General features: G+C 38.1%; 20 protein-coding genes. 8 read left to right on the top strand and 12 right to left on the bottom strand.

Annotated features, from left to right (window positions below; genetic code table 11):
- Positions 1 to 456 precede the first annotated feature (456 nt).
- Positions 457 to 1,338, top strand: a complete 882-nt coding sequence (locus CWR45_RS08780; protein WP_115749489.1) for a LysR family transcriptional regulator — start codon at positions 457 to 459, stop codon at positions 1,336 to 1,338.
- 26 nt (positions 1,339 to 1,364) lie between these two features.
- On the opposite strand, the gene CWR45_RS08775 is transcribed toward CWR45_RS08780, so the two are convergent.
- From CWR45_RS08775 to CWR45_RS08750, 6 genes are all read right to left on the bottom strand, one after another.
- Positions 1,365 to 1,547: a 4-oxalocrotonate tautomerase gene (locus CWR45_RS08775; RefSeq protein ID WP_425453611.1), complete on the bottom strand. Its 183-nt coding sequence runs from the start codon at positions 1,545 to 1,547 to the stop codon at positions 1,365 to 1,367.
- A 34-nt stretch (positions 1,548 to 1,581) separates the two neighbouring features.
- Complete coding sequence (locus CWR45_RS08770) at positions 1,582 to 2,370, bottom strand: 2-keto-4-pentenoate hydratase (RefSeq protein ID WP_115749487.1); 789 nt, start codon at positions 2,368 to 2,370, stop codon at positions 1,582 to 1,584.
- A 39-nt stretch (positions 2,371 to 2,409) separates the two neighbouring features.
- Positions 2,410 to 3,426: a 4-hydroxy-2-oxovalerate aldolase gene (gene dmpG / locus CWR45_RS08765; protein ID WP_115749486.1), complete on the bottom strand. Its 1,017-nt coding sequence runs from the start codon at positions 3,424 to 3,426 to the stop codon at positions 2,410 to 2,412.
- A gap of 15 nt (positions 3,427 to 3,441) precedes the next feature.
- On the bottom strand, positions 3,442 to 4,332 hold the full coding sequence (locus tag CWR45_RS08760) for an acetaldehyde dehydrogenase (acetylating) (protein ID WP_115749485.1): 891 nt from the start codon (positions 4,330 to 4,332) through the stop codon (positions 3,442 to 3,444).
- A gap of 102 nt (positions 4,333 to 4,434) precedes the next feature.
- Positions 4,435 to 5,232 (bottom strand): 2-keto-4-pentenoate hydratase, encoded by a 798-nt coding sequence (locus tag CWR45_RS08755; RefSeq protein WP_115749484.1) that lies wholly within the window; start codon positions 5,230 to 5,232, stop codon positions 4,435 to 4,437.
- A 12-nt stretch (positions 5,233 to 5,244) separates the two neighbouring features.
- Entirely contained in the window at positions 5,245 to 6,711 is a 1,467-nt protein-coding gene (locus CWR45_RS08750; protein WP_115749483.1) for an aldehyde dehydrogenase, read from the bottom strand.
- 315 nt (positions 6,712 to 7,026) lie between these two features.
- Between CWR45_RS08750 and CWR45_RS08745 the strand changes: the two genes are divergently transcribed.
- Positions 7,027 to 7,827 (top strand): IclR family transcriptional regulator, encoded by an 801-nt coding sequence (locus CWR45_RS08745; RefSeq protein ID WP_115749482.1) that lies wholly within the window; start codon positions 7,027 to 7,029, stop codon positions 7,825 to 7,827.
- A gap of 313 nt (positions 7,828 to 8,140) precedes the next feature.
- Here CWR45_RS08745 and CWR45_RS08735 read toward each other — a convergent pair whose 3' ends face one another.
- The 5 genes from CWR45_RS08735 to CWR45_RS08715 all read right to left on the bottom strand — a co-directional run bounded on the left by CWR45_RS08735 (position 8,141) and on the right by CWR45_RS08715 (position 14,190).
- On the bottom strand, positions 8,141 to 8,875 hold the full coding sequence (locus CWR45_RS08735) for an ABC transporter permease (protein WP_245975393.1): 735 nt from the start codon (positions 8,873 to 8,875) through the stop codon (positions 8,141 to 8,143).
- 3 nt (positions 8,876 to 8,878) lie between these two features.
- A complete protein-coding gene (locus CWR45_RS08730; RefSeq protein WP_115749480.1) occupies positions 8,879 to 9,811 on the bottom strand; it encodes an ABC transporter ATP-binding protein in 933 nt (310 codons plus the stop codon).
- A 43-nt stretch (positions 9,812 to 9,854) separates the two neighbouring features.
- Positions 9,855 to 10,457 carry a TetR/AcrR family transcriptional regulator gene (locus CWR45_RS08725; protein ID WP_115749479.1) on the bottom strand — a complete coding sequence of 201 codons (603 nt, stop codon included), beginning with the start codon at positions 10,455 to 10,457 and terminating at the stop codon, positions 9,855 to 9,857.
- 474 nt (positions 10,458 to 10,931) lie between these two features.
- Positions 10,932 to 11,831, bottom strand: coding sequence for a sulfurtransferase (locus CWR45_RS08720; protein WP_115749478.1), 900 nt, complete (start codon positions 11,829 to 11,831; stop codon positions 10,932 to 10,934).
- 235 nt (positions 11,832 to 12,066) lie between these two features.
- Positions 12,067 to 14,190, bottom strand: a complete 2,124-nt coding sequence (locus CWR45_RS08715) for a glycoside hydrolase family 3 protein (RefSeq protein ID WP_115749477.1) — start codon at positions 14,188 to 14,190, stop codon at positions 12,067 to 12,069.
- A 533-nt stretch (positions 14,191 to 14,723) separates the two neighbouring features.
- Between CWR45_RS08715 and CWR45_RS08710 the strand changes: the two genes are divergently transcribed.
- From CWR45_RS08710 to CWR45_RS08685, 5 genes are all read left to right on the top strand, one after another.
- Positions 14,724 to 15,638: a helix-turn-helix domain-containing protein gene (locus tag CWR45_RS08710; RefSeq protein WP_115749476.1), complete on the top strand. Its 915-nt coding sequence runs from the start codon at positions 14,724 to 14,726 to the stop codon at positions 15,636 to 15,638.
- 359 nt (positions 15,639 to 15,997) lie between these two features.
- Positions 15,998 to 16,579 carry a TetR/AcrR family transcriptional regulator gene (locus tag CWR45_RS08705; RefSeq protein WP_115749475.1) on the top strand — a complete coding sequence of 194 codons (582 nt, stop codon included), beginning with the start codon at positions 15,998 to 16,000 and terminating at the stop codon, positions 16,577 to 16,579.
- 25 nt (positions 16,580 to 16,604) lie between these two features.
- Positions 16,605 to 17,807: an MFS transporter gene (locus CWR45_RS08700; RefSeq protein ID WP_115749474.1), complete on the top strand. Its 1,203-nt coding sequence runs from the start codon at positions 16,605 to 16,607 to the stop codon at positions 17,805 to 17,807.
- Positions 17,808 to 18,262: 455 nt separating this feature from the next.
- Positions 18,263 to 19,483: an MFS transporter gene (locus tag CWR45_RS08690; protein ID WP_115749472.1), complete on the top strand. Its 1,221-nt coding sequence runs from the start codon at positions 18,263 to 18,265 to the stop codon at positions 19,481 to 19,483.
- Positions 19,484 to 19,627: 144 nt separating this feature from the next.
- A complete protein-coding gene (locus CWR45_RS08685) occupies positions 19,628 to 20,131 on the top strand; it encodes a DUF3231 family protein (RefSeq protein WP_115749471.1) in 504 nt (167 codons plus the stop codon).
- A gap of 209 nt (positions 20,132 to 20,340) precedes the next feature.
- Here the strand turns inward: CWR45_RS08685 and CWR45_RS08680 are convergent, their stop codons facing one another.
- Entirely contained in the window at positions 20,341 to 22,365 is a 2,025-nt protein-coding gene (locus CWR45_RS08680; protein WP_115749470.1) for a catalase, read from the bottom strand.
- A gap of 233 nt (positions 22,366 to 22,598) precedes the next feature.
- On the opposite strand from CWR45_RS08680, the gene uvsE reads away from it, so the two are divergent.
- Positions 22,599 to 23,552, top strand: coding sequence for a UV DNA damage repair endonuclease UvsE (uvsE, locus tag CWR45_RS08675; protein WP_115749469.1), 954 nt, complete (start codon positions 22,599 to 22,601; stop codon positions 23,550 to 23,552).
- The last annotated feature ends 31 nt before the right edge of the window (positions 23,553 to 23,583 follow it).

The raw sequence follows: 23,583 nt of genomic DNA, 5'->3' as shown, positions 1-23,583 counted from the left end.
ATTTTAATCGCCGCTTCTCGTTCGTTTCTCATTTGTACCGATTATGAATAGATCTCCAGAAAGCTTTGCTAGCTTATAAATTTCCCTCTTAATGATTCACTCATCCGAATATATTGCAAGCTATAGCAGTTCAAGCAGTTCCCTCCTTGGTGATCACTTATATTCGTTTGATTTGGCTTTTTAGCTTATAATTAATTATAGGAGACAGATTATTTAGAATCCAATTGAATTATTCTTGGTTTTCTATCATTTTATAAAATAAATTTAATACCCAATTTTTGAAAAATATTATACTTTCCATTATTTATCGTTAACTTAATTGACATGAGGTGAATTTATAACCTATTATTAAAACTAAATAGCTAATTTTTAATAAGGATAAATAGCAATTGAAACGATAAAGTACTCATTGACTCATCATTCAAACCATTGATAAGTGGGCTCGGAGGTAATCAGATGAACGAAAGCCAATTAGAAACTTTCCTTACTGTTTCTGAATGTAAAAGCTTTTCAAAAGCTGCAGATGTACTTAACGTCACGCAACCGACCGTCACATCAAGAATAAAATCTCTAGAAGATATTTTAAAGTGCGAATTATTCACTAGGATTGGTCATGAAATCTCCTTAACAGAAGAAGGGATTATTTTTACAGAATATGCAAAAAATATTTTGATCAATATGAAACATTCTAAGGAAATTAGAAATATGATAAAGACTCCTGTGATCAAGGTAGGCTTCTCCCCTGGTTACTCATATTCTTTTATTATCGAACTTTTGAAAGCGGTTAAATCCGTTGGCAATATTGATGTTCAAGTTGTAGATGGCTATGATTCTGTTAGCCTGAATGAAAAGGCTCTATTAGGAGAAGTTGATCTTGTTTTTACGAGAGATATGCTCCCAAATAGCCCTTACATTACGTCAGAATATCTATTCGATAATCATCTTGTAGTTGTTCTTCCAATCGATCATCACCTGTGTAAAAAACAAACCTTAGCCATTGAAGATTTACATGGCGAAACAATCTTAAGTTATAAACGAAACTCTGAGTTATGGAAGTCCATCGATCATCAACTAATCAGCGCGGGTAATATTACTCGAATTGATGTCGAAAATAATGAAATGCTTTTGAATGCAGTTGCAAACGAGTTAGGTATTGGGATTATTCCTGAACTTGGTATCGATAAGAAATATAAATCAAAAATAATCATCAGAGATATATCAGCGCTCACCAGTATACCGAATAAAGTCTATGTTCAATACCGAAAAAACTCCCAGATTGAGAAACTTGGAAAAAAGCTTATCTACTCCGTGATAAATCATAAGTATTCTGGAGAATAGGTAGGGGCTTCCCTACCTATTCTCCATTATCTACCAAGCTCTTTCGCTGATGTCCCGCCAATAGCCCAATGCGTTTTCGGTACTTCTGTAACAATGACACGTACATTTTCCTTAGGAGCATCCAATGATTCACTTACAGCATTGGTTACATTTTTTAGAAGTGCTTCGATTTTATCTGGAGTTCGTCCCTCCATAATTTGAATATTCACTAGTGGCAAATCCCCACCCCCTAATTTTTTCTAATTATTCTTTCACTGCAAAGCTTACATCACCTAAACCACCATATTTTACTTGTACGTAATCCCCTGGAGAAATTGGAACAGCAGCTGTAACTCCGCCTGTTAAAATTGGCTGACCAGCTTTTACCATTTCTCCTTTTTCACTTAACATATTTGCCAGTCTTGCAACAGAATTAGCTGGATGGCCAAGAACTGCCGCTCCTGCACCGAGCGATTTTATTTCACCATTGATCGCTAATGTCACACCCACAACATCCAGCTCTAATTCTTCCGGTTTTCGCAAATATGTACCAAATATCGCTCCAGCGGCAGAAGTATTATCTGCAATAACATCCGGCAATGTGAAATTGAAATTTTCGTATCTACTATCGATAATCTCTACTGCTGGAAATACATATTCAGTTGCTAGTAGTACATCAAGTGCTGTTACACCAGGTCCTTCTAAATCCTTTTTTAAAACGAATCCAATTTCTGGTTCGATTTTGGGATGGATATAGTTGGAAACAGAGACAGGTTCCCCTTCTTCAACAACCATGTTATCGAATACATATCCATATATTGGATTATCGACATTCATTTGTTTCATCTTAGCTTCGCTCGTAATACCCATCTTTGGGCCAACGATTGTAAGACCCTCTTCAAGCTTTTGACGAACTAGTTCTTCTTGAACGAGGTATGCCTCATCAATCGTAAGCTCTGGATATAGATCTGCTGTAATCTTTTTTATTTCCTGCTTTTCCTTTTCAGCATGATGTGTATAGTTTGCTAGCTTTTGAATTAACTCTTTGTCCATGTCCTTCTCCCCCATGCACGTATTTCTTATTTAAAATAGTTATTTGGTTGCCGCTTTTGAGAGCTCAGCTGCAACATCCACGATCATATCTTCCTGACCCCCAACAATTTCTCTCTTGCCTAGTTCTACTAGAATATCTCTAGATTCTACTGAGAATTTCTCTGCAGCTCGGTTAGCATGTAAGAGAAAACTAGAATAGACTCCTGCATAGCCTAAAGTTAAACTATCACGATTAATCTCTTGAGGCTTTGGTAAAAACGGTGCGACAATGTCTTCCGCTATATCCATAATTTTATAAAGGTCAATGCCTGTTTGAATACCCATCTTCTCTAATACAGCAACCAATACCTCTGTTTGCGTGTTACCTGCACCTGCTCCTAGACAGCGTATGCTACCATCGATTCGATTCGCTCCTTCTTCAATTGCAGCTAATGTATTCCCCATTGCGAGCGACAGATTATTATGACCATGGAAACCAATATTTATATTTAATGCTTGCTTCAACGACTTAATTCTTTCCTTAACCTGATGTGGAAGTAGAGCACCTGCGGAATCGACAACATAAACAGTATCCGTACCATAACTTTCCATTAATTTTGCTTGCTCAAGTAATTTCTCTGTTGGTGCCATATGACTCATCATTAGAAAACCAACCGTCTCCATACCTAATTCTTTTGCAGTTTGAATATGCTGTTTGGAAACGTCTGCTTCTGTTACATGCGTTGCGACCCTTGCCATTTTCGCACCCAAATTAGCAGCTTCCTTCAAATCCTCAATCGTCCCAATTCCTGGGATCAACAATACCGCAATCTTTGAAAAGTCAGTGACTGATACAGCAGCCTCGATTAATTCAAGCTCATTAGTTCGAGATAATCCATACTGTAATGAAGAGCCACCTAATCCATCACCATGAGACACTTCAATATAAGGAACATGCGCTTCGTTTAATGCTTTTGCAGTAGCTGTAACCTGGTCAACTGTGTACTGATGGCTAATTGCATGACTACCATCACGTAACGCAACTTCCGTAATTTTAATTTCAGATTGATTCACCATATTCATCCTCCTTTCCTACAATTGGTTTGCCGATACGTTTACACGATTCTTTGCTAATTCCTCTGCTACTTTTACTGCAGCTGCTGTCATAATATCTAAATTCCCGGCATATTTTGGCAGAAAATGTCCTGCTCCCTCAATTTCAAGGAAAACTGTTACTTTATTCCCGTCAAAAATTGGTTCCGTACGTAATTGGTAGCCTGGAACGAATGTTTGAACCTTTTCTACCATTCGAGAGATTGCATTTGTAATTTTCTCTTGATCCACTGCACCTTCCTCAACAATTGCTTGGACGGTATCGCGCATCATAATTGGTGGCTCTGCAGGATTTAGGATAATAATTGCCTTTCCTTTCTTTGCACCACCGACTTGTTCGATTGCTTTAGCGGTTGTTTCCGTAAATTCATCTATGTTAGCTCTTGTTCCCGGACCAGCACTTTTACTGGAAATGGTTGCAACAATTTCTCCGTATTCAACTGGTGCAACTTGGTTAATTGCATGGATAATCGGGATTGTTGCCTGCCCACCACAAGTAATTAAATTTACATTGTCTGCGTCCAAATGCTCCGCTATATTAACAGTAGGTGCTACAAATGGTCCAATAGCAGCCGGTGTTAAATCAAGCATTTGTTTGCCTAGCTTTTTTGCAACTTCTGCATTATGGATATGTGCTCCAGCACTCGTCGCGTCAAACACGATATCAACTAATTCCGGCTGTTCCAATAAACCATCTACACCAATATCAAATACTTGAAGTCCCAAATATTTGGCATGCTGCATTCCTCTTGATGTCGCATCGATTCCCATCATTGTTGTTAATTCCAACACGTCTGATTTCGTTAATTTAACCATCAAGTCAGAACCGATATTTCCGGACCCAATTATTCCAACTTTGACTTTTTCCATTTGGGTACCTCCCCATTTATTTTAGAAAACTAAGGCAAGGCCTAAGCCTTTCGGTGACAGTCAAAGCCCGCACTTATCTAGTAAGAAAGTCGTTTTACTTTCTTAACTACCTACAAAGGACACACGCACTTCACCTAAATCAGAAAACTTTGCATAAAATGTATCTCCTGGCTCTCCTTCGATTGCAGCTGATAATGCTCCAGATAGAATGACTTCTCCGGCTTTTAACGTAATTCCATAGGTTGATAGTTTATTAGCAAGCCATGCAACACATTTTGCCGGATCACCTAATGCTGCAGCTCCAACGCCTGTATTTTGCAGCACATTATTTTTATATAACGTCATGCCAATTTGTTTTATATCGATTTCTGTAAGTTTTACAGCTTTATCACCTAGGACATATAATCCAGATGAAGCATTGTCAGCAACAGTATCTGCTAATGTAATCTTCCAATCTTTGATTCTGCTATCAACAATTTCGAGTGCTGGTACAACTGCCTCTGTTGCAGCAAGCACATCCATCGTCGTAACATTTGGTCCAACTAAATCATCTTTAAGGATAAACGCAATTTCACCTTCAACCTTTGGCTGTAACACTCTTGAAAATGAAATCTCTCCACCATTTTCTACATGCATCTTGTCTAATAAATGTCCATAATCCGGTTCGCCAACACCAAGCATTTCCTGCATGGCTTTAGAGGTTAGCCCAATCTTTTTTCCAGTAATCCGCTGCCCCTTTTTAACTTCCTCTTCAATCGTGTGCAATTGTACTTGATATGCATCATCTACTGATAGGTCAGGATTCAGCACAGTAACTGGCTGAACCCCTTCCCTCTTATCCCATGCACTAGCTAAATGTTCTGCAAGGCCTTCCGTATTAGGTGTGTATTCCGTTTTCATAAACGTTTCCTCCTAATGCTTGATCGTAATATTCGTTAATTCTGAGTAGAAGTCAAAGCTATGTGCTCCACCTTCACGTCCTAAGCCACTATGTTTCATTCCTCCAAATGGAGTACGCAGATCACGTAAGAACCAAGTGTTGATCCAGACCATTCCAGCTTCAATTTGCGCTGCTACTCGAGTAGCACGTTTAATATCACTCGTCCACAGACTAGCACTAAGCCCGTAGTTTGTATCATTCACTTGCTCTAATACTTCTTCTTCCGTATCAAATGGAATAACCGTTACTACTGGACCAAAGATTTCTTCACGCACACATCGTGAGTCTTTTCCTAACCCTGTAATAATCGTCGGCTCTACGAAGAATCCTTTATCCAATCCCTCAGGAACTTTCCCACCTGTTAAGAATGTGCCGCCTTCTTCTTTGGCAATTTCTAGAAAGCTAAGTACTTTTTTATAATGTTCTTCACTTACCAATGCCCCAACTTTTGTTTCTGGATCAAATGGATCGCCTAATTTTAATTCCTTTGCTCTTGCTGCAAATTTTTCCAGGAACTCATCGTAAATCGAACGTTCAACGTAAATTCTTGACCCGCATAAACAAACTTCCCCTTGATTAATAAAGCTTGAACGCATTGTTGTATCTATTACATCATCTAAATCCGCATCTGCGAATATAAGGTTTGGATTTTTCCCACCAAGCTCAAATGATAATTTCTTGATCGTTGGTGATGCCGCCTTCATAATCGCAGTACCAGTAATCGTCTCACCAGTAAATGCAATTGCATCAACATCATCATGTGAAGTAATTGCTGCCCCTGTTTCACCCTTACCGTGTACCATATTTACCACGCCATCTGGCACCCCAGCATCCGTACAAATTTGAGCTAACACTGTTGCTGTCATTGGTGTTACTTCCGATGGTTTCATAACGACTGTATTTCCTGCTGCTAATGCTGGTGCAAGCTTCCATGTCATAAGTAGCAGCGGCAAGTTCCATGGATTAATTAATCCAACAACACCAACTGGGCGACGGATTGCATAGTGCAACGCTATATCATCCTGCTGGTAAGCTTCCGTCCCGACTGTTGTCATGTAATCAGCAAAGAAATGAAAATTATATGCTGCACGATCAATATCTACCTTTTTTGAAAGCCATAATGGCTTACCTGTATCTAGCGATTCAAGTGTTGCTAATTCCTCTTTTCTTTCTAAAATCAAATCCCCTATTTTACGGATAATAGCAGATCGTTCTCTAACCGGCATGTTTCCCCATTCGCCTTTAAGTGCTTTCCTAGCAACACCAACTGCATAATCTACTTCTTCTTTTCCACCTTCTGCAACAACTCCTAATACCTCTTCTGTTGCTGGGTTAACGTTTTCAAATGTCTTTCCATCTTTTGATTGCACATATTCCCCATTAATATAGTGGGAGCAATCAATTGGTTTTACGCCCGGCTTTGTTTCTGTTGTTTGCATGTAAAATTCCTCCTTCATTTAATGGAAACGGATACATTACCTCTTGAATTATCTTTTTGATAAATAAATACTCCAACAAGAAACGAAGAATCTATTTATCTGCTTAAACCTAGTATAGAGATTAAGCTAAAATGAAAAAAGACAGTAGTTCCCCTATGCGGAACAAATTGTAATTTTTTTGTTATTATATTAAACTTCACATTATAGTTAGCGTTATCATTTACTTGTACATAAAGGTTTCTTACTGATATGATAATAAATAAAATCAGTTCTTTTATACAGAACAAAGAAAAAATCGGAGGGTGAAAAGAAACAATGTCTAAGATAAAGGGTGGTCCACAAATTCTTTCTTCCGTTCAAAATGCACTACGTTTACTCAAAAGTTTTTCAACCTTTGAACCGACAAAAAGAGTTGGTGAGCTGGCAGAATCGTTAGGATTAGCAAAAAGTACTGTAAGCAGGCTGCTCTCTACATTAGCAAGCGAAGGCTTTGTGATAAAAGACGAGAAGACAAATGCTTATCGATTAGGATTATCTGTCCTTACTTTAGGTGGAATTATTACAAATGATTTAGAAATTCATAAGGAGGCTGCACCGGTATTATACAAACTCGTGAACGATACAGGAGAGACGGCGCACTTAGCCATACTTGATGGACTTGATACGATTTATATTCATAAGGAAGAATGCAATCATCCCGTTCGCATCCTGACCCATCTTGGCAGAAGAAATCCTTCCTATTGCACAAGCTCCGGTAAAGTCCTGCTAGCTTTTAGTGAACCAAAAATTGTCGGAAAGGTAATTGATGGGGGCTTGGTTAAACATATGCACAATACTATTACGGATCCAGGGCAATTACAAGGTGAGCTTGAAATCATTCGAGAGCAAGGGTTCGCAGTTAGTACAGAGGAGTTAACAGAAGGTACAAGGTCTGTGGCTGCACCAATTCGTGATTATACTGGTCAAGTTGTTAGTGCCATTACCGTCGTCGGTCCTATCCAGCGGATGACAGATCATAAAATCAATCGAATTGCTAAAAAGGTTATGGAAGCAGGGAATGAGGCTTCTGAACGGCTTGGGTATGATGAACGATATTTTAAGCGGTTGCGAAGTTAGGTTCGAGTTGGATGGAGCATTTGTGTTACTTATAAGAAGAAGTGTTGATGTAAAGTGTGGAGCAGTAACTACTATATTGGGCGCTGGACAAGTCGGAGCACCGGCCTATTATAAGTACAGTGGAGCAAATCGAATAAGATTTGCTCCTACTCCTATACAATCAAGAAGAATCAAGCATATTCTTTTGACTGCCGACAATTATTATCAACAGCAATGGGAAAACCCCTCAACTTATCAAAAAGTCAAAGGGTTTTTTACTGTTTATTATCTATTCTAATTTAGCTAATAACAACCTATATTCTCTGCTCTACGTTTACCTTTTATTTAAAATAAAGATAGCACCGCCGTAACCTAATACACACCATAATAATAAATTAATGTAGTTTTCTATTCCTGCAGTAAAGGTTGAAGCCGCGAGCGACGCGCGCATTACTTCAGCCATTGAATAAATTGGTAATATTTCATGTAGCGACTGAAGCCATTCTGGAAGCCGTTCCATCGGGAAGTTTACCGGTGAAAACATAAGAGCTCCAAAAACGATTACTTGAGAAATTCCGAGTGAAGCCGCTGGAGATAAGAGGTAAGAAAATCCATATCCAACACCAATCGATGTTAATGCAATCAAGAAAAATGCTGGAACTACTGTCCATGAAACATCATAGCCAGGATTAAACATAAAATAAGCAACAATTGATGAAACAATAATACCCGGAATCGTGAGTAATATCCATAGAGTTGTATCCGCTCCGAGAATGACAGAACGCTTTACAGGCCATGATTTTATATACTCCATATACCCATCAGCTTTGGCAGTACCAATTTGTTGAGGTAAAATAACGAGTCCCGTAATAATTAAGATGATAGTAGGTGCTCCTGTTGCTAAGTAGAGGATGCTGCTAGTACTGGGGTCTGGAATCAAGTACGTAAAACCAATTACGATTCCTATCGATATCAATATTTGAATGAAAGCTATCACTACAAAAAATCCCGCATTTCTAAGAAACTGCATTTGAAAAACATGCTTATAGTGACTCAACATACTCATCATTATTCAGACAGCTCCTTTTTCTGAAGTTAATTCCACATAAACATCTTCAATTGTTGCAGGGGACAAGGAGTAATCTATGAAATGACCTTTATCAACGTTATCTCTCGCCCACTCAATTGTTAATGGCACCTCTGATGATTCTATAGAAAACATCAAGCGGGAAGCCTTATGATTTGAGGTAAGCGCCCAGCTTGGTACATCAATTTCATTTAGTCCCTTTGCTAAACTAACCTCCATCCGCATCTGATTGCTTATGGAACCTTTTACTTCTGAAGGTGTCCCTTGCGCAAGAAACTTCCCTTTATGCAATATAGCCACACGATCTACTGCCCTTTCAGCCTCAACCACATTATGCGTCACTAAAATAACTGAAGTCCCATCATTTGTTAGTTGTCGAATTACTTGCCATAAATAACGCCTGCGAACAGGGTCTACATCGTTTGTCGGTTCATCAAGTATGACCAATTCACCTGGAACAATGACTGCCATACAAAAAGCTGTCAACCGACGGGCACCACCAGATAATTTTTCACCTGCTGTATTTGCCCAGCCGCCCATATTCAACGCTTCAAACAGCATTTCTACTCGCTTTGGATTAAATTTTTCTCTAGCTCGCATTTTTCCCATTAGCGTAACTGCTTGCTTTGGGGTAAGGAAGCCTAGCGGTATTTGAGACTGAGGTTGGACAGAACAAATCGATCGCGCTCGAGTAGGTGATTGGAGTACAGATTCGCCCATCAAGTTAATTTCACCGCTAGTAGGAGTTAGCAACCCTAGAATTTGGTTAACCAAAGTCGTTTTTCCTGCACCGTTATGTCCTAAAAGCCCGAATATTTCACCTTCATGAATATGGAAAGAAAGATTATCATTCGCTACCATCTTAGACTTACCTGGACCTTGGAAAACTTTGGTGACACCTTTCGCATCGAGAATCATCATGTACCCCCAATTATTTTATTTGCCAATTAAATGGCAGCTTTCATAGACCTTTTTTATTTTTTATTTCATCTAACACTCCATCTTTGCGAAAGTGAGCAGTAGCAATCACATCCTCCGCAGTACTGTCCAGCATCTCAATCATCCTTTCATCACTGAAATCTTCAGGTAGTAGTCCATTCGCTACCATAACCGAAAGTCCAGTTTGAAAAACCTGCATTTTTAATAAAATGGTTTTCAGTTCTTCATTAGTAAATCCTTCAAGTACTGGATCCTTACCCATTTGCTCAATCACAAGGTTGATATCATTACTTTCATATTGCATATGCGTATTATTTTTCATAATTAGGTCTCTAAATAGCACACTATATTCCTTCGCAAATTTAAGGCTCGCAATTCCAACGTCACGGAACGGTTGCCCAGAGTTTTGGTCGGCTATCATTTGTCTTGACATATCCATCGTTTTCATCACCACCTGTTTGATTAGTTCGTCGACATCATCAAAGTTTACATAAATTGGCGCGATCGAACTTCCTAGTTTTTGAGCTACCTTCCTAATTGTAATCGATTCGAGTCCTTCCACTTTAGCTATGTCAAATGCTGCATTAATAATATCTTCTCTAGAAAACTTTTTCTTCGGTGCCATCGTAACTCTCCTTGTGCAATGATATATAACAAATGATATGTATCTTTTGATTTATATCCATAATATGATATTATCTTAAATATTACAATACTTATTTTCAGATAAATTATAAAATTTTAAACAGGATGAAATTTAATCTATACTAAACTTATTTACTGAAATGCCACAATTGGGATAATGAAGGCTAGTAAACCAGCGCTGCTATAAATTGGAGGAATGACACCTCTGTCTGATGCATTAACTTAGAGCGTTTAGTCTTTAATTCGGAGCACTTGCTTTGCTTAGCGGAGGGATGGAGTGAGAGATGGAGCTGTTATTGACTAGGTCGGAGCGCTCCCCTGATCATATGCTACGATTGAATGGTTGGACTAGAAACTCCTGATCCTACAAAAAAAGCCATAAGATCAAATGGCATTACGCACATTCTAACTTATAGCTCAGTTATCTATAAATATAGATTCAATTTCAAAATTTCTATTTTTCTACTTTATCCAATGGCAATGCCGGATCTGCTGTCCATTCTGTCATCGAACCATCATACATCGCAACATTATGTTGGCCCAACTTATTTAAGATAAGCGCATTCCAAGTTGCAGCAATTCCGCTTCCACAGTACGTTATCACTTTCTTATTCGGATCGAGTGCTCCAACTTTTTCAAATGATTCACGCAGTGCTTCGTCATCATAAAGTTCTTTCGTTTCAGGATTTGAGAAGTCGCCAAAAAATACATTTACACTGCCTGGAATATGTCCGCTTCGTGCGTAAGTGTCTGTTTCTCCGTTAAAATCAGCTTCCGTCAGGCTATTAACAAGAATGACATTTTCATCGTTTATTGCATTCTTTACATCTTCTTTTGTAGCTAGAAACTCTGGTCGGCGTTTCCCAGTAAATGTTGCTTTCGGATAGGAACCTGTTTCTGTCGTTACCGGGCGTCCTTCCTCCTGCCATTTCGGAAAACCTCCATCAAGGACTGCGACATTATCAAACCCTTCATAATTCAATTGCCATGCGAGACGCGACGCCCAGTCTGAAGCAATAATTGGCGCTCCTACCGTTGCAAATCCTTGATCATATACGACAACATACGTATCATCTCCAACACCTAAATCGCTAATTTTATTTACAAAAAGTTCTCTTGGTGGAACGGTAAATTTGTACGGTGCGTCCGGGTCAGAAAGTTCTTCAAGTAAATCAGCGTATACAGCACCAGGAATATGGCCTTTTTCATATGCCTCTTTACCTGACCATACATCATAATACCCACCATTTTCCGGTTGCTTTAAAAATGTTGTTGCATCTAACAATCTTAATTTAGGATCATCTAGTCTTTTAGCTAACCATTCTGTAGTAACAATTAAAGGAACATTACTCACGACGCTCTCCCCCTAAAATTCTAATCATATAATAAATAATTCCTACAATATTAGTATGAATTAATGTAAGAATAGCATCTAACTCTAATAAATTCAATTATAAGATTGTTAATAGCTCTTTACAAAAAGCCGCATGTAGGAACATTTTCTGTCCTTACATGCGGCTATAATTATATGCTATTGTTTGACAAACTCGGGAAGTGACAGGCACCCTATTATTCACGCGCACAGGCACTTAATAAGTTAATCCATGCCCTAGTTTATACACGTTTCCATCACTGTCTTTGTATGCATAGCTTAGTCCTTCAGGCATATACTTGTCCTTATCATAGCCTGGTACATCATTTCTAGATACACAATCACCATTTTGATAAACTGCGATTACATCTTCACTTGCTGGTAATGTCAATGGAAGAACACCTGTTGGTTTCGTATTTCCTGCAAGTACTTCAAGCTGTGCATTATAGAAAGTATCATATCCAGCAACTAATGCGTCTGCTAATGGTTCAACACTTCCAAGAATCCATGGCAATGTCACGTTAACACTCACTACCACTTTCCCACGACGATCATGAATATCGTCTGCTACTGCTTTTAGTTGATTCATACCAGTTAATGTAGTTTCTTGATATAATGATCCATCCAAACCTGATAATACCTTATCTTCACAAATATCAAGTTCTAATAAACCTGGAGTTGCATTGAAATAAGTACCTGATTTTGGATGTAAGAACATAATTGCCACGTCAGCCTCTTCGTAGTTATCAGTCAATGTATAATGACCAAGTTCTTGACATTCTTTTCTTGCTTTCTCTGTGTATGCTGCAGCTCTTTCAGAATCCTTGTGTAAAACTTCCACATAAACCTTCTTATCATTTAGCTTGTCAGCTGTTAATGGTAATGTTTCGTTTTGGTTTTTAAGAATCGTTACAGATTTTTTATGTGCTTCATAAGCAGCATCCCAATTCGCTTGGTTACTAACTACTGATGTAGCAACTTCTGGTGAATTATACGTACGGTCATCGAAAAGACCTAAAGTAAACATTTCTGTAAGAAGTCTTACGTTCGCTTCGTTAATACGTTTTTCACTGATCCATCCCTTGCTGATGGCTAATTTTAGATTTTCGATGTCGTTTGTATCAGCAACGATATCTGTGCCAGCGTTTACTGCTTTAGCAAATCGTTCAGCCTCACTTAATTCTTCAACTCCCCAGCTCATATTATTTATAATCCCACTGTCACTATTAATATAGCCTTTAAATCCAAGTTCACCTCTAAGAATATGATTGAGGAAATAATGATTAAATGCGAAGCCTACCTCTTCGAAAGGAATGTCCTCACCCTCGAACTCTTGTACGACACTCTTTTTAATACTTGGGATAGAATAATATGGCATGATCGACGATGTTCCACTTTCTACCGCTGCTCTAAATGGTGGTAAGTGATACTTCTCTAAGCTTCCCGGAGTTGGATATAGATTCCATTTTCCTTCTACATAATGTGGGTCAAATCCATTTTCCCTTGCTCCGCCGCCTGGGAAATGCTTCGTTGTCATTGCAATACTGTCTTCCCCTAGTTCTTCACCTTGGAATCCTTTGATAAGACGACTGATTGCATCGGAAATAAATTCAGGATCTTCTCCAAATGTACCATAAATTCGTTGCCATCTTGGATCTGTTACCGTATCCGCCATGTACATATAACCTTTTCTAATTCCTGTAGCATTCCACTCATCGCGAGCAATTTTTGCAAATTCACTAATTAGAGATGCATCGCCACCGTTTTTAATATCTCCCTTTGCTGCAGCTGCAAGTCCTAATGTTCCAGGCCATGTAGAGAAAATCCCTCCAGCATCATTCATACCAAAAATAGGTTCTGCATTTTCATTACGTGAATTTGATGCAATTATATTAGGAATACCTAAACGTGTTCCTTCAGCAACTTCATTCATTTTATTAATCCACTCTGCCATTTCAGCTGGGCTAAAGTTGTCTCTTAAAATGAAATGTCGTAAATTCCTTTTTTCAATCGTATGTGTTGTACCATATACTTTTGATGTAGCGAAAATACTTTCACCCTTTTCAACAATCGCTTCATCTAAAATACCATCGTGGCTTGTCTTTTCCTTATCTTCTTGAGAAAGTCCCATTCTACGAGTATTAATCAGCATCATACCGACCTTTTCATCAATATTCATCAATGAAACAAGGTTCTCTGCACGTTCTTTTGGACTTAGTCGCCAATCTTCATAAGGATCTAGCTTCCCATCGTTATTCAAATCTTTAAATTTCAATCCGTCAACTTCAATGATGTTTTTGACTCTAACTTCTAAATCTGGTTGTTTATGATTCTCTGCCACTTAAATTCCTCCAATATTGTTCTTGCCATCTTAATCATATTGTTACCGCTTTAATCACAGTTATGATAGTGAAGTTAAATTTTACCTATATTAATTGTTCTACATCAATTAGTAGAAATGTCTACCGTTTACAAAACATGATTTCATTAATACAGCAGGAAATTGTCATTAGCATTCCCATTAAAAAAGCCAGTAGTACTTCCTCATATTGATAATGAAATTGTTATCGCTTTCTGTTACAGTATTTATTATAACAGCAAAAAACTAAAAAAATATAACATTTATTGCTAAATTTATTGTAAATATTGCTATAATAAAAGCGTAGGCGTCCGTTTAGCGACGTACGGACTGGACTGAACCGTAGGAGATAAAGGATACACGATGAGCGTAAGCGAATCGATGTTGACTTATCGTACGAAGGTGAGGGAAGTCTCGCTAGTCGCTGGGCGCTGGAGCTGGATATGGCCAATCTGGCAATGGAATTGAAGACAAGTTAGTATCCTTTTCTATTGCCATTTGAAAGGAAACAATTTATGAAACAACCAATTCTTATTCCTGTAGTAGATCAAGGATTTGAAATTAATTATCTTAACCCTAAAAATCAATCCAACGATTGGCATAAAAAGTTTAGCGACTCCGCCGAGATGTTCTCCCAATTAGAGTCTTTGTTCCAGCTACATATGCATGATGTGCTGGAGATTCTGATATTTTTAGATGGAGAGTGTGAGTTCTTTTGTGAAGGAAAAACGTATCACCTAAAGAGAGGTGATGTAGTAGTAATACCTCCCTATGCCGTTCACCGCGCAATTGTTAGGGATATCGATAGCTACGAACGGATTATTGTTAGCATTAGCGAGGATCTAATGGCAGACTTTGTATCTAGTTCAACAGCAATGAAAGAAAGTATTATTTTGCAAAAGACACAAGGTTCTTATGTATTACATCTGCATTCTCAAAACTTTCAAGACGCAATCTCTTTAGTTGATGAAATTGTCAATCGATTGAATAATGGGCAAAAGGCTTATTCATTTGCACTCCACTACCAATTATTCCAAATGCTTCAAGTCATCTACAATCCTGAAATCAGTAAGCCAAATCTTAGTAAAAAGGACGAGTTAGATATCAGGTTTGCGTCAGTGCTAGATTATATTGAATCGCATTTAACAGAGTCGGACCTAAGCTTAGATAATGTATCGAATCATTTTCATTTAAATAAATACTATTTTTCCCACTATTTCAAGAAAAATATGAACCTACCCTTTTACCGTTACGTTTCATTAAAACGTTTATCTTACGCCGTAACGATGATTAAACAAAATAAAAACTCCATGGAGAAAATTGCTTTGGATTGTGGATTTCCTGATTACTCGAGCTTTTATCGACTGTTTAAGAAAGAATACAATCTTTCTCCGAAGAAATTTCAGAAGGAATATAAAATTATGTATTAAGATGTATCTTCTTTTAAATAACATAGTAAGGGAGTATTACATAGAGTTATACTCCCCAGAATCATAATATTTTTGTCCAAGCATACTCTAAGCATCCTACTGATATTTCAGGTATAACATCACTGCCTTCAAGCCAAATATCTCTTTCTTCCTTCTTCTACATATCGTATTACAAATTTCGCACATCGTTTTATGTCCGAAATTCTTTTCAAACTGCTATCAATTAATCTGGAAACATTAAAGTAATGTCCAGTTAGACTAGTATCGAGCAGCGATTCCATCTAGATTTTTTACTTGATTACATTTACTTAATTCTCTATAATAACTTACGAACGTTCGTTAATTAGAGGAGGATATAATTGAAAAGCATCGAAATTAAGGATGCCGCACTAAAATACTTCACGATCCATGGTTATGAAGGCGCATCTCTTTCTCAAATTGCCAAAGATGTCGGCTTGAAAAAGCAATCCATATACGCTCATTTCAAAGGAAAAGATGATCTTTTTCTGCAGGTTTTACGTGATGCGAAGGAGATGGATTTATCTTCAACAGTCCAATATTTCAGTAGCGTTGATTCAAAAAATCCAGAAAAAGCTTTATATGGATATCTACAATTGGTCATCGATTTATTCCAAAAAGATGAGCAGTTAAAGTTTTGGCTACGTATGTCCTTTTTCCCGCCAGCACATCTTGAAAAAGTAATCGAAAGGGAAGTCACCGATATTGAAGAAAAAGAGCGGGCGATTCTGGAAGGAAAATTTCAGGAATGGATTAATGCTAAGTTAATCATTGGAGATGCAGCAATAACGCCAACATTTGCCTTCTTAAGTGTAGTCGATTCTGTTTTGGTAGAGCTAGTATACGGCAATGATGAGGAAAAGCTGAAGGCTAAATTAGCAGCCGCCTGGACAGTATTTTGGCGAGGTATTTCTCATCAATGATTCATACAGAAAGAGGTGTTAATATATGAAGAAACCAATTAAAGAACAGAAGACGGTATTCATTATTCTTCTAAGCAATTTATTCCTTGCATTTCTAGGAATTGGACTTATTATCCCGGTAATGCCGTCTTTTATGAATATAATGCATTTAACAGGAAGTACGATGGGCTATCTTGTTGCTATATTTGCTGTTGCACAGCTAATTATGTCACCATTCGCAGGTCGGTGGGTTGACCGTTTCGGCAGAAAGAAAATCATTATCATCGGCTTATTTATTTTTGGTATATCCGAACTTATTTTTGGGGCTGGAACAAACGTTTCATTACTTTATCTAGCTAGGATTCTAGGAGGTATTAGTGCCGCCTTCATTATGCCAGCTGTTACTGCTTATGTTGCTGATATTACTTTAATCCAGGAACGAGCGAAAGCGATGGGCTATATTTCCGCTGCCATTAGCACTGGCTTTATCATCGGACCTGGAATTGGCGGCTTTATAGCAGAATATGGTATTCGTATGCCCTTCTTCTTTGCGGCTGGCCTTGGATTTTTAGCATGTATTTCATCGATATTTATTTTAAAAGAGCCACTGACAAATGAAGAACTTGCAGATATTTATGCTGAATCAGGGAAAACAAACTTTATCGGCGATTTAAAAAAGTCACTTAACCCAAACTACTTTATAGCGTTTATTATTGTGTTTGTACTCGCTTTCGGTTTATCAGCATATGAAACTGTTTTTAGTCTTTTTACGGATCATAAATTTGGCTTTTCCCCAAAAGATATTGCAGCTATTATTACAATAAGCTCAATCGTTGGCGTAATTGTGCAAGTATTTATATTCGGGAAGATGGTAGAGATTCTTGGTGAAAAGAAACTAATCCAATTATGTTTAATTACAGGTGCAATACTGGCGGTGGCATCTACTGTGATTACAAGTTTCTTAGCAGTACTTGCGGTAACTTGCTTCATCTTTCTCGCATTTGACTTGCTTCGTCCAGCATTGACGACATTTTTATCAAAAATCGCTGGAAAGGAACAAGGATTTGTAGCCGGAATGAACTCGACCTATACGAGCTTAGGTACTATCTTTGGACCTATGGTGGCTGGGGTACTATTTGACGTAAACATCCACTACCCGTATCTTTTCGCTACTGTTATTATGGTCTTAGGATTTGGAATTACAGTCGTATGGAAAGAAAAACAATTGACTGAAAGCATCATGAAATAATACAAAATCTCGAAATAACTTCCAAACAACTTAAGATCGAGATTGTGCTTACGATAATTTTCAAACTCTTGTCCACCCCTTCGTCCATATTGAACGAAGGGGTTCTTAGTTCTCTAATGGATTTTTTCTACTGCAGCCATATTGCTTTCTTAATTTCAATATTTTTATATCAAATATTACGGTCAGAATATGGTCCTTAATCGAAGAATAATAAGCGAGATAGCAGTACCCACCCTCAACAGAATTATGATATTCAAAAGCTTTAACATCATTAACCTCTTCTCTATAAATATCACCCATCATCGTTGAAAAAATATTCCTAAACATTCTAAGCATAAGGATCGAGTTCATTGTCGATTCGAGCTTTTATTGTTCTATATTATTTTCTGTATATTCACCATACAACAGGGGAAAGTACTAACAAGAAATTCGGAATTTATCAGCGGAGGCACATTATGAAGAAAAAGAAGTGGGACTTGTTTGCTCTGGCTTCTATACCGTTAGCAATGACATTGGGGAATTCTATGTTCATCCCAGTCTTGCCAATTATTGAAAGGGAGATTGGTATTTCTTCTTTTCAATCAAGTTTAATCATCACTGTGTACTCGATTATTGCCATTTTACTTATACCGCTTGCCGGCTATTTATCTGACAAGATTGGCAGAAAAAAAGTAATCATACCGAGTTTAATTATTTCAGCGATTGGCGGTATTATTTCCACCTGGGCTGCCTGGAAAGGTGAAAATCCATTTATGCTTATTCTTGTTGGCAGGTTTTTGCAAGGGGCAGGAGCGGCAGGAGCTTTTCCTGTTGTTATACCGACCGTCGGCGATATGTTTAAAGATGAAAAAGAGTTGAGTAACGGCTTAGGGATTATTGAAACATCAAATACATTTGGAAAAGTTTTAAGTCCTATCTTTGGGGCAGTACTTGCAGCGGCAATCTGGTATCTTCCTTTTGCCTCTATTCCAGTACTTTCTGTCATATCTCTTCTTCTGGTTATTATATTCGTAAAAGTACCTAAAAATAATAAAGAAAGCAAGGAAAAAAACTTTCGGAATTTTATAGATGAAATTAGAGAAACCTTTCATCATAATGGCCGGTGGCTGATAGCTGTGTTTATCATTGGCTGCCTAAATATGTTTATTCTGTTTAGTTTCTTATTTCATCTATCTTCACTCTTAGAGGAAGAATATGACATCACCGGTATTCTTAAAGGTTTTGTACTCGCTGTACCACTGCTTTTCCTCTGTTTTTCCTCATATATTTGCGGCAAGAAAATCGGCGGTAGCAAAACTGTTATGCGTTCCGTTATCTTAATAAGTAATGGCGGAGCAGCCGCAGCATTAGCCTTTATTACTAAGGATATAGGACTTGTCTTAATGATACTCTTACTAACGATAACCAGCATCGGAATTGGTCTTTCCCTTCCTTGTCTTGATACCTTAATAACAGGTGGCATTTCAAAAGTAGAAAGAGGTACCATTACTTCCTTTTATAGCAGCATGCGCTTTTTAGGTGTTGCAGCTGGTCCTCCTCTTACGGCCTTGTTAATAGAAAATGCCTCCAATCATTTATATCTTATTTTTGCTTTCTTAAGTATGCTTGCTGCTCTTTTAACCTTTTGGGCTATAAAACCAGAGAAGAGAGAAAAGAAGTTATTAGGACAGGAGTAAAAACACTTTTATACATCTTATTAGACGGATTATTAACTTGAGGTGCATATCACGATAAAACAACTCTGCCTTTGATATGTTGTATAAATATTTCCGTACTCCACATACTAGTTATGAAAAAACATATACAAGGGAGTGCTTTTATTGGGTATTATGGATGGTAATCCAAAAAATGAACCGATGCATTATGGTGAAGTATTTGGTACATGGACATATGTTGGAGCTAATAATGGACTAATTAGCATGTATGGAGCATTTGTCAATCACGCAGGGGATCAAGATCTCAAAGACCTTCTTGAAGAAGCAATTCATAAGATGCAATCTGAAAATGAGGAAATCGAAAAACTATTGAAAGACAATGGAGTGGTTCCTCCCCCGTCCTTACCTGGACGTCCACAAGCAAATACAGAGGAAATTCCTGCTGGTGCAAGGTTCATGGATCCAGAAATTAGTGCTATTCTTTCAGTAAACGTAGGGCAAGGACTCGTTTCCTGTAGTGCGGTAATGGGCCAATGTCTACGAGAGGATATTGCAATGATGTTCGGTAAGTACCATACAGAAAAAGCACTATTTGGGGCTAAGTTACTTAGGCTAAATAAAGAAAAAGGCTGGATAATCCCACCACCACTTCAAGTAGAAAATTCATAATAAAATAATCATAGCAAGCTTCGCTAGATCTACACACGCATTTCCCATGATTAATAGGATTTGAAAACTAAGGTTGCCGCCCAATCCTTAAGGGACAACCTTAGTTATTTTTTATCTAGAAAACATTATACTTTAATAGTATAGTCCCTTTATTATTTCAACATTTAACTCGTATTTGTAAATTTAGTCGTTGGAATTATCCCTTCACTTTAATTCTTGCCTTCACGATCCCAGAATCTTGCTTTACGAACAGCTTCGATAAATTGCTTACTGTTATCAATTACGACACCATTTTGTCCAGTAATTTGTATTTCCTCTAGAATGGCTGCCCCTTCTTTTATCGCACCGATTGGTTTGTAATGCAGAAGAGCTTCCTTGATAAAATAAGGTGCTTCAAATCTGAATAACGGCGTTTTTCCATTTTGGCTGGCAATCAGTACGGCATCAAACAGAACGGAGTCTGCGGTCATTAGTGTGTGATCAACAGGAAGTTCCGTGTTGTCATTACCTTGAATGGTGCCTTGATGGTCACTTACAACCTCAACGTTTATGCCTACAGATTTTAATTCATTAATCATTGCAGATAATTCCTTTGAATATCCGTCTGCCGCAATGACAGCTACTTTACGTGTGTCCGTTTTCTTAATCGTATTTTCCTGGCCTAGGGCTGGTGAAGATTTTGTATACGTTATTTCCTTTTTCCAGGGAACAGGCAGTCCGAGATTTTCTGCAATCGCAGATACCAGCTCATGACTGACATTCGAGAACATTTCTAAAACTTGCTCACGTACAGACTCTTCTTTACATTTCCCAAGCTCAAAACTGAATGCATTAATGATATGATATTTCTCCACAGTGCTCATACTGTTCCAGAACAGAATTGCCTGGGAAAAGTGGTCTTTAAAGCTTTCACTGCAAGCGCGAACTTTACGGCCTTCCACCTTTTCCTGATAATGGCTGTATCCGCCCTCATCCTCACTAACCGGTCCTGGTGTATTGTTTGCCAGCGAGTTTTTATGGTAGCTCACCGGACTAGTATTAATGGTCTGGCGTCCATAACCATCACGCTGGTTGTTGTGGAATGGGGCAACCGGTTTATTAATTGGTAGTTCGTGGAAGTTCGGCCCACCTAAACGTATCAACTGAGTATCTGTGTAAGAGAATAGACGCGTCTGTAAGAGCGGATCGTTACTAAAGTCAATACCAGGAACAACATGTCCTGGGTGGAAGGCTACTTGCTCCGTTTCAGCAAAGTAATTATCCACATTTCGATTCAACGTCATTTTTCCGACAATTTGTACTGGAACTTCTTCTTCTGGCCAGAGCTTCGTAGCGTCAAGAATATCAAAGTCGAATTTAAATTCATCTTCTTCATTAATAATCTGCAAGCCCAGTTCAAAGACTGGATAGTCGCCGTTTTCAATTGCTTCATATAAATCACGGTGGTGGAAGTCCGGGTCTCTTCCGCTAATCTTTTGTGCTTCATCCCACACAACAGAATGTACACCAAGCACTGGTTTCCAATGGAACTTCACAAAGAAGGCTTGTCCTTTTTCATTGACTAAGCGGTATGTATGTACTCCAAACCCTTCCATCATTCGGAAGCTTCTTGAGATTGCACGGTCTGACATATGCCACATGACCATATGCGCGGTTTCCTGATTGTTGGCTACGAAATCCCAAAATGTATCGTGTGCAGACTGTGCCTGTGGAATCTCATTATGCGGTTCTGGTTTCACTGCATGAATAAAGTCTGGGAACTTAATACCATCCTGGATAAAGAAGACAGTTATATTATTTCCTACCAAATCATAATTCCCTTCTTCTGTATAGAATTTTGTTGCAAAGCCGCGGACATCACGTGCTAAGTCTCCTGATCCGCGAGAACCTGCTACTGTAGAAAAACGGACAAAAATAGGAGTTTTCTTTCCAGGTTTATTTAAGAATTTAGCCTTAGTATAGGGAGCAAGTGACTCATAGACTTCAAATTCACCATGAACTCCAAACCCTCTGGCATGAACGATACGTTCCGGAATCCGTTTATGGTCAAAGTGAGTCATCTTTTCACGAAAATGAAAATCCTCTAATAAGGTAGGACCACGCTCACCTGCTTTTAATGAAAACTCATCTTCAGCCATTTTCAGTCCCTGATTGGTTGTCAGTGCTTCACCTTCATCCTTCACCCGAAATTGATCGAGCTGTTCATCCTTTTGGTTATGTTTTTCTTGGCTCATGATTCTCTACCTCCTCCTTTACATTCATTCACTAGTTCTCTTCCCTGTGTGGTTTAAATTAAACAGCTGTTATATAAATTATTTGAAAATAATGTCGATTTACGAGGATTGGAGTAACGCCTGCTTTAGTGAATACATACAAGGACTTTTGCAGAAGATAAATATAATTGACTTTTTACCTCATTGTTTTTTAAAATTCATCGTTTCAAAGTATTAAATAAAGGGGAAAACAAATGAAGATTCGTTTCGGCTATGTAGCAAATGCATTAGGCTTATGGGATGCAAGTCCATCAAAAACGTTAACTTTTACACGGTATTCAACGCTTCCTAAAGACGAGAGAATGGAAAAGTTGAAATTTATAACAGCACAAAATTTATATCATACAAAACGAATTTTGTACTATAATATCGCGCATGAAATAGAAATCTACCGGTTTTCAAGCTCACTTGTCCCCTTAGCAACCCATCCGGAAGTGATGTGGGATTTCTGGACTCCTTTCAAAGACGAATGGGTAGAAATTGGAAATATAGTCCGACATTTTAAACTTCGAGTAAGCTTTCACCCAAATCAATTTACACTTTTCACAAGTCCAAGAGAAGAAGTAACTGTGAACGCAGTAAAAAGTATGGACTATCATTTTAAGATGCTCAAAGCAATGAACGCTCTCGATAAGGGATTAATCAATATTCATATTGGCGGAGCCTATGGGGATAAGGAGAAATCATTAATCCGTTTCCATCAAAATCTGAAAGAATTGCCAAAGGAAATTAAGAAGCATATGACACTAGAAAATGACGATAAAACGTATGACGTTCAAGAAACACTTCTTGCTTGTGAAAAGGAAAACATTCCAATGGTACTCGATTATCATCACTATATGGCGAATAACGTAGAGAATGACCTCCCAATTTACTTACACCGTATATTTGACACTTGGAATAATGTTGGTATACTACCGAAAGTCCACATTTCTTCACCAAAATCTGAACAAGCCTATCGTGCCCATGCCGATCTTGTTTCTTTAGAATTTGTCCTTCCCTTTTTAAAGATGGCAAAGGAGCTTAATCAGGACTTTGACATTATGATAGAAGCAAAACAAAAGAACCTTGCGATGCAGAGACTTGTAGAGGAAATAGCTGCAATTCGGGGAGTCAAACGTATATCGAGCGCATCTGTTGAATGGTAAACGTGCTGAGTAAATAAATAAAAAGGAAGCG

It is taken from the genome of Oceanobacillus chungangensis (assembly GCF_003369565.1).
Taxonomy (GTDB): domain Bacteria; phylum Bacillota; class Bacilli; order Bacillales; family Amphibacillaceae; genus Oceanobacillus; species Oceanobacillus chungangensis.
Note: the sequence above shows the minus strand (reverse complement) of the source record. Positions and strands in the feature narration are given on the sequence as shown.

Bases quoted from the DNA above. Each gene is read 5' to 3' on its own strand.
- CWR45_RS08680 (WP_115749470.1), bottom strand. From the start codon at position 22,365: ATGAGCCAAGAAAAACATAACCAAAAGGATGAACAGCTCGATCAATTT.
- CWR45_RS08760 (WP_115749485.1), bottom strand. From the start codon at position 4,332: ATGGAAAAAGTCAAAGTTGGAATAATTGGGTCCGGAAATATCGGTTCT.
- CWR45_RS08700 (WP_115749474.1), top strand. From the start codon at position 16,605: ATGAAGAAACCAATTAAAGAACAGAAGACGGTATTCATTATTCTTCTA.
- CWR45_RS08725 (WP_115749479.1), bottom strand. From the start codon at position 10,457: ATGGCACCGAAGAAAAAGTTTTCTAGAGAAGATATTATTAATGCAGCA.
- CWR45_RS08710 (WP_115749476.1), top strand. From the start codon at position 14,724: ATGAAACAACCAATTCTTATTCCTGTAGTAGATCAAGGATTTGAAATT.
- uvsE (WP_115749469.1), top strand. From the start codon at position 22,599: ATGAAGATTCGTTTCGGCTATGTAGCAAATGCATTAGGCTTATGGGAT.
- CWR45_RS08690 (WP_115749472.1), top strand. From the start codon at position 18,263: ATGAAGAAAAAGAAGTGGGACTTGTTTGCTCTGGCTTCTATACCGTTA.
- CWR45_RS08755 (WP_115749484.1), bottom strand. From the start codon at position 5,232: ATGAAAACGGAATACACACCTAATACGGAAGGCCTTGCAGAACATTTA.
- CWR45_RS08735 (WP_245975393.1), bottom strand. From the start codon at position 8,875: ATGATGAGTATGTTGAGTCACTATAAGCATGTTTTTCAAATGCAGTTT.
- dmpG (WP_115749486.1), bottom strand. From the start codon at position 3,426: ATGGTGAATCAATCTGAAATTAAAATTACGGAAGTTGCGTTACGTGAT.
- CWR45_RS08730 (WP_115749480.1), bottom strand. From the start codon at position 9,811: ATGATTCTCGATGCGAAAGGTGTCACCAAAGTTTTCCAAGGTCCAGGT.
- CWR45_RS08750 (WP_115749483.1), bottom strand. From the start codon at position 6,711: ATGCAAACAACAGAAACAAAGCCGGGCGTAAAACCAATTGATTGCTCC.
- CWR45_RS08745 (WP_115749482.1), top strand. From the start codon at position 7,027: ATGTCTAAGATAAAGGGTGGTCCACAAATTCTTTCTTCCGTTCAAAAT.
- CWR45_RS08780 (WP_115749489.1), top strand. From the start codon at position 457: ATGAACGAAAGCCAATTAGAAACTTTCCTTACTGTTTCTGAATGTAAA.
- CWR45_RS08770 (WP_115749487.1), bottom strand. From the start codon at position 2,370: ATGGACAAAGAGTTAATTCAAAAGCTAGCAAACTATACACATCATGCT.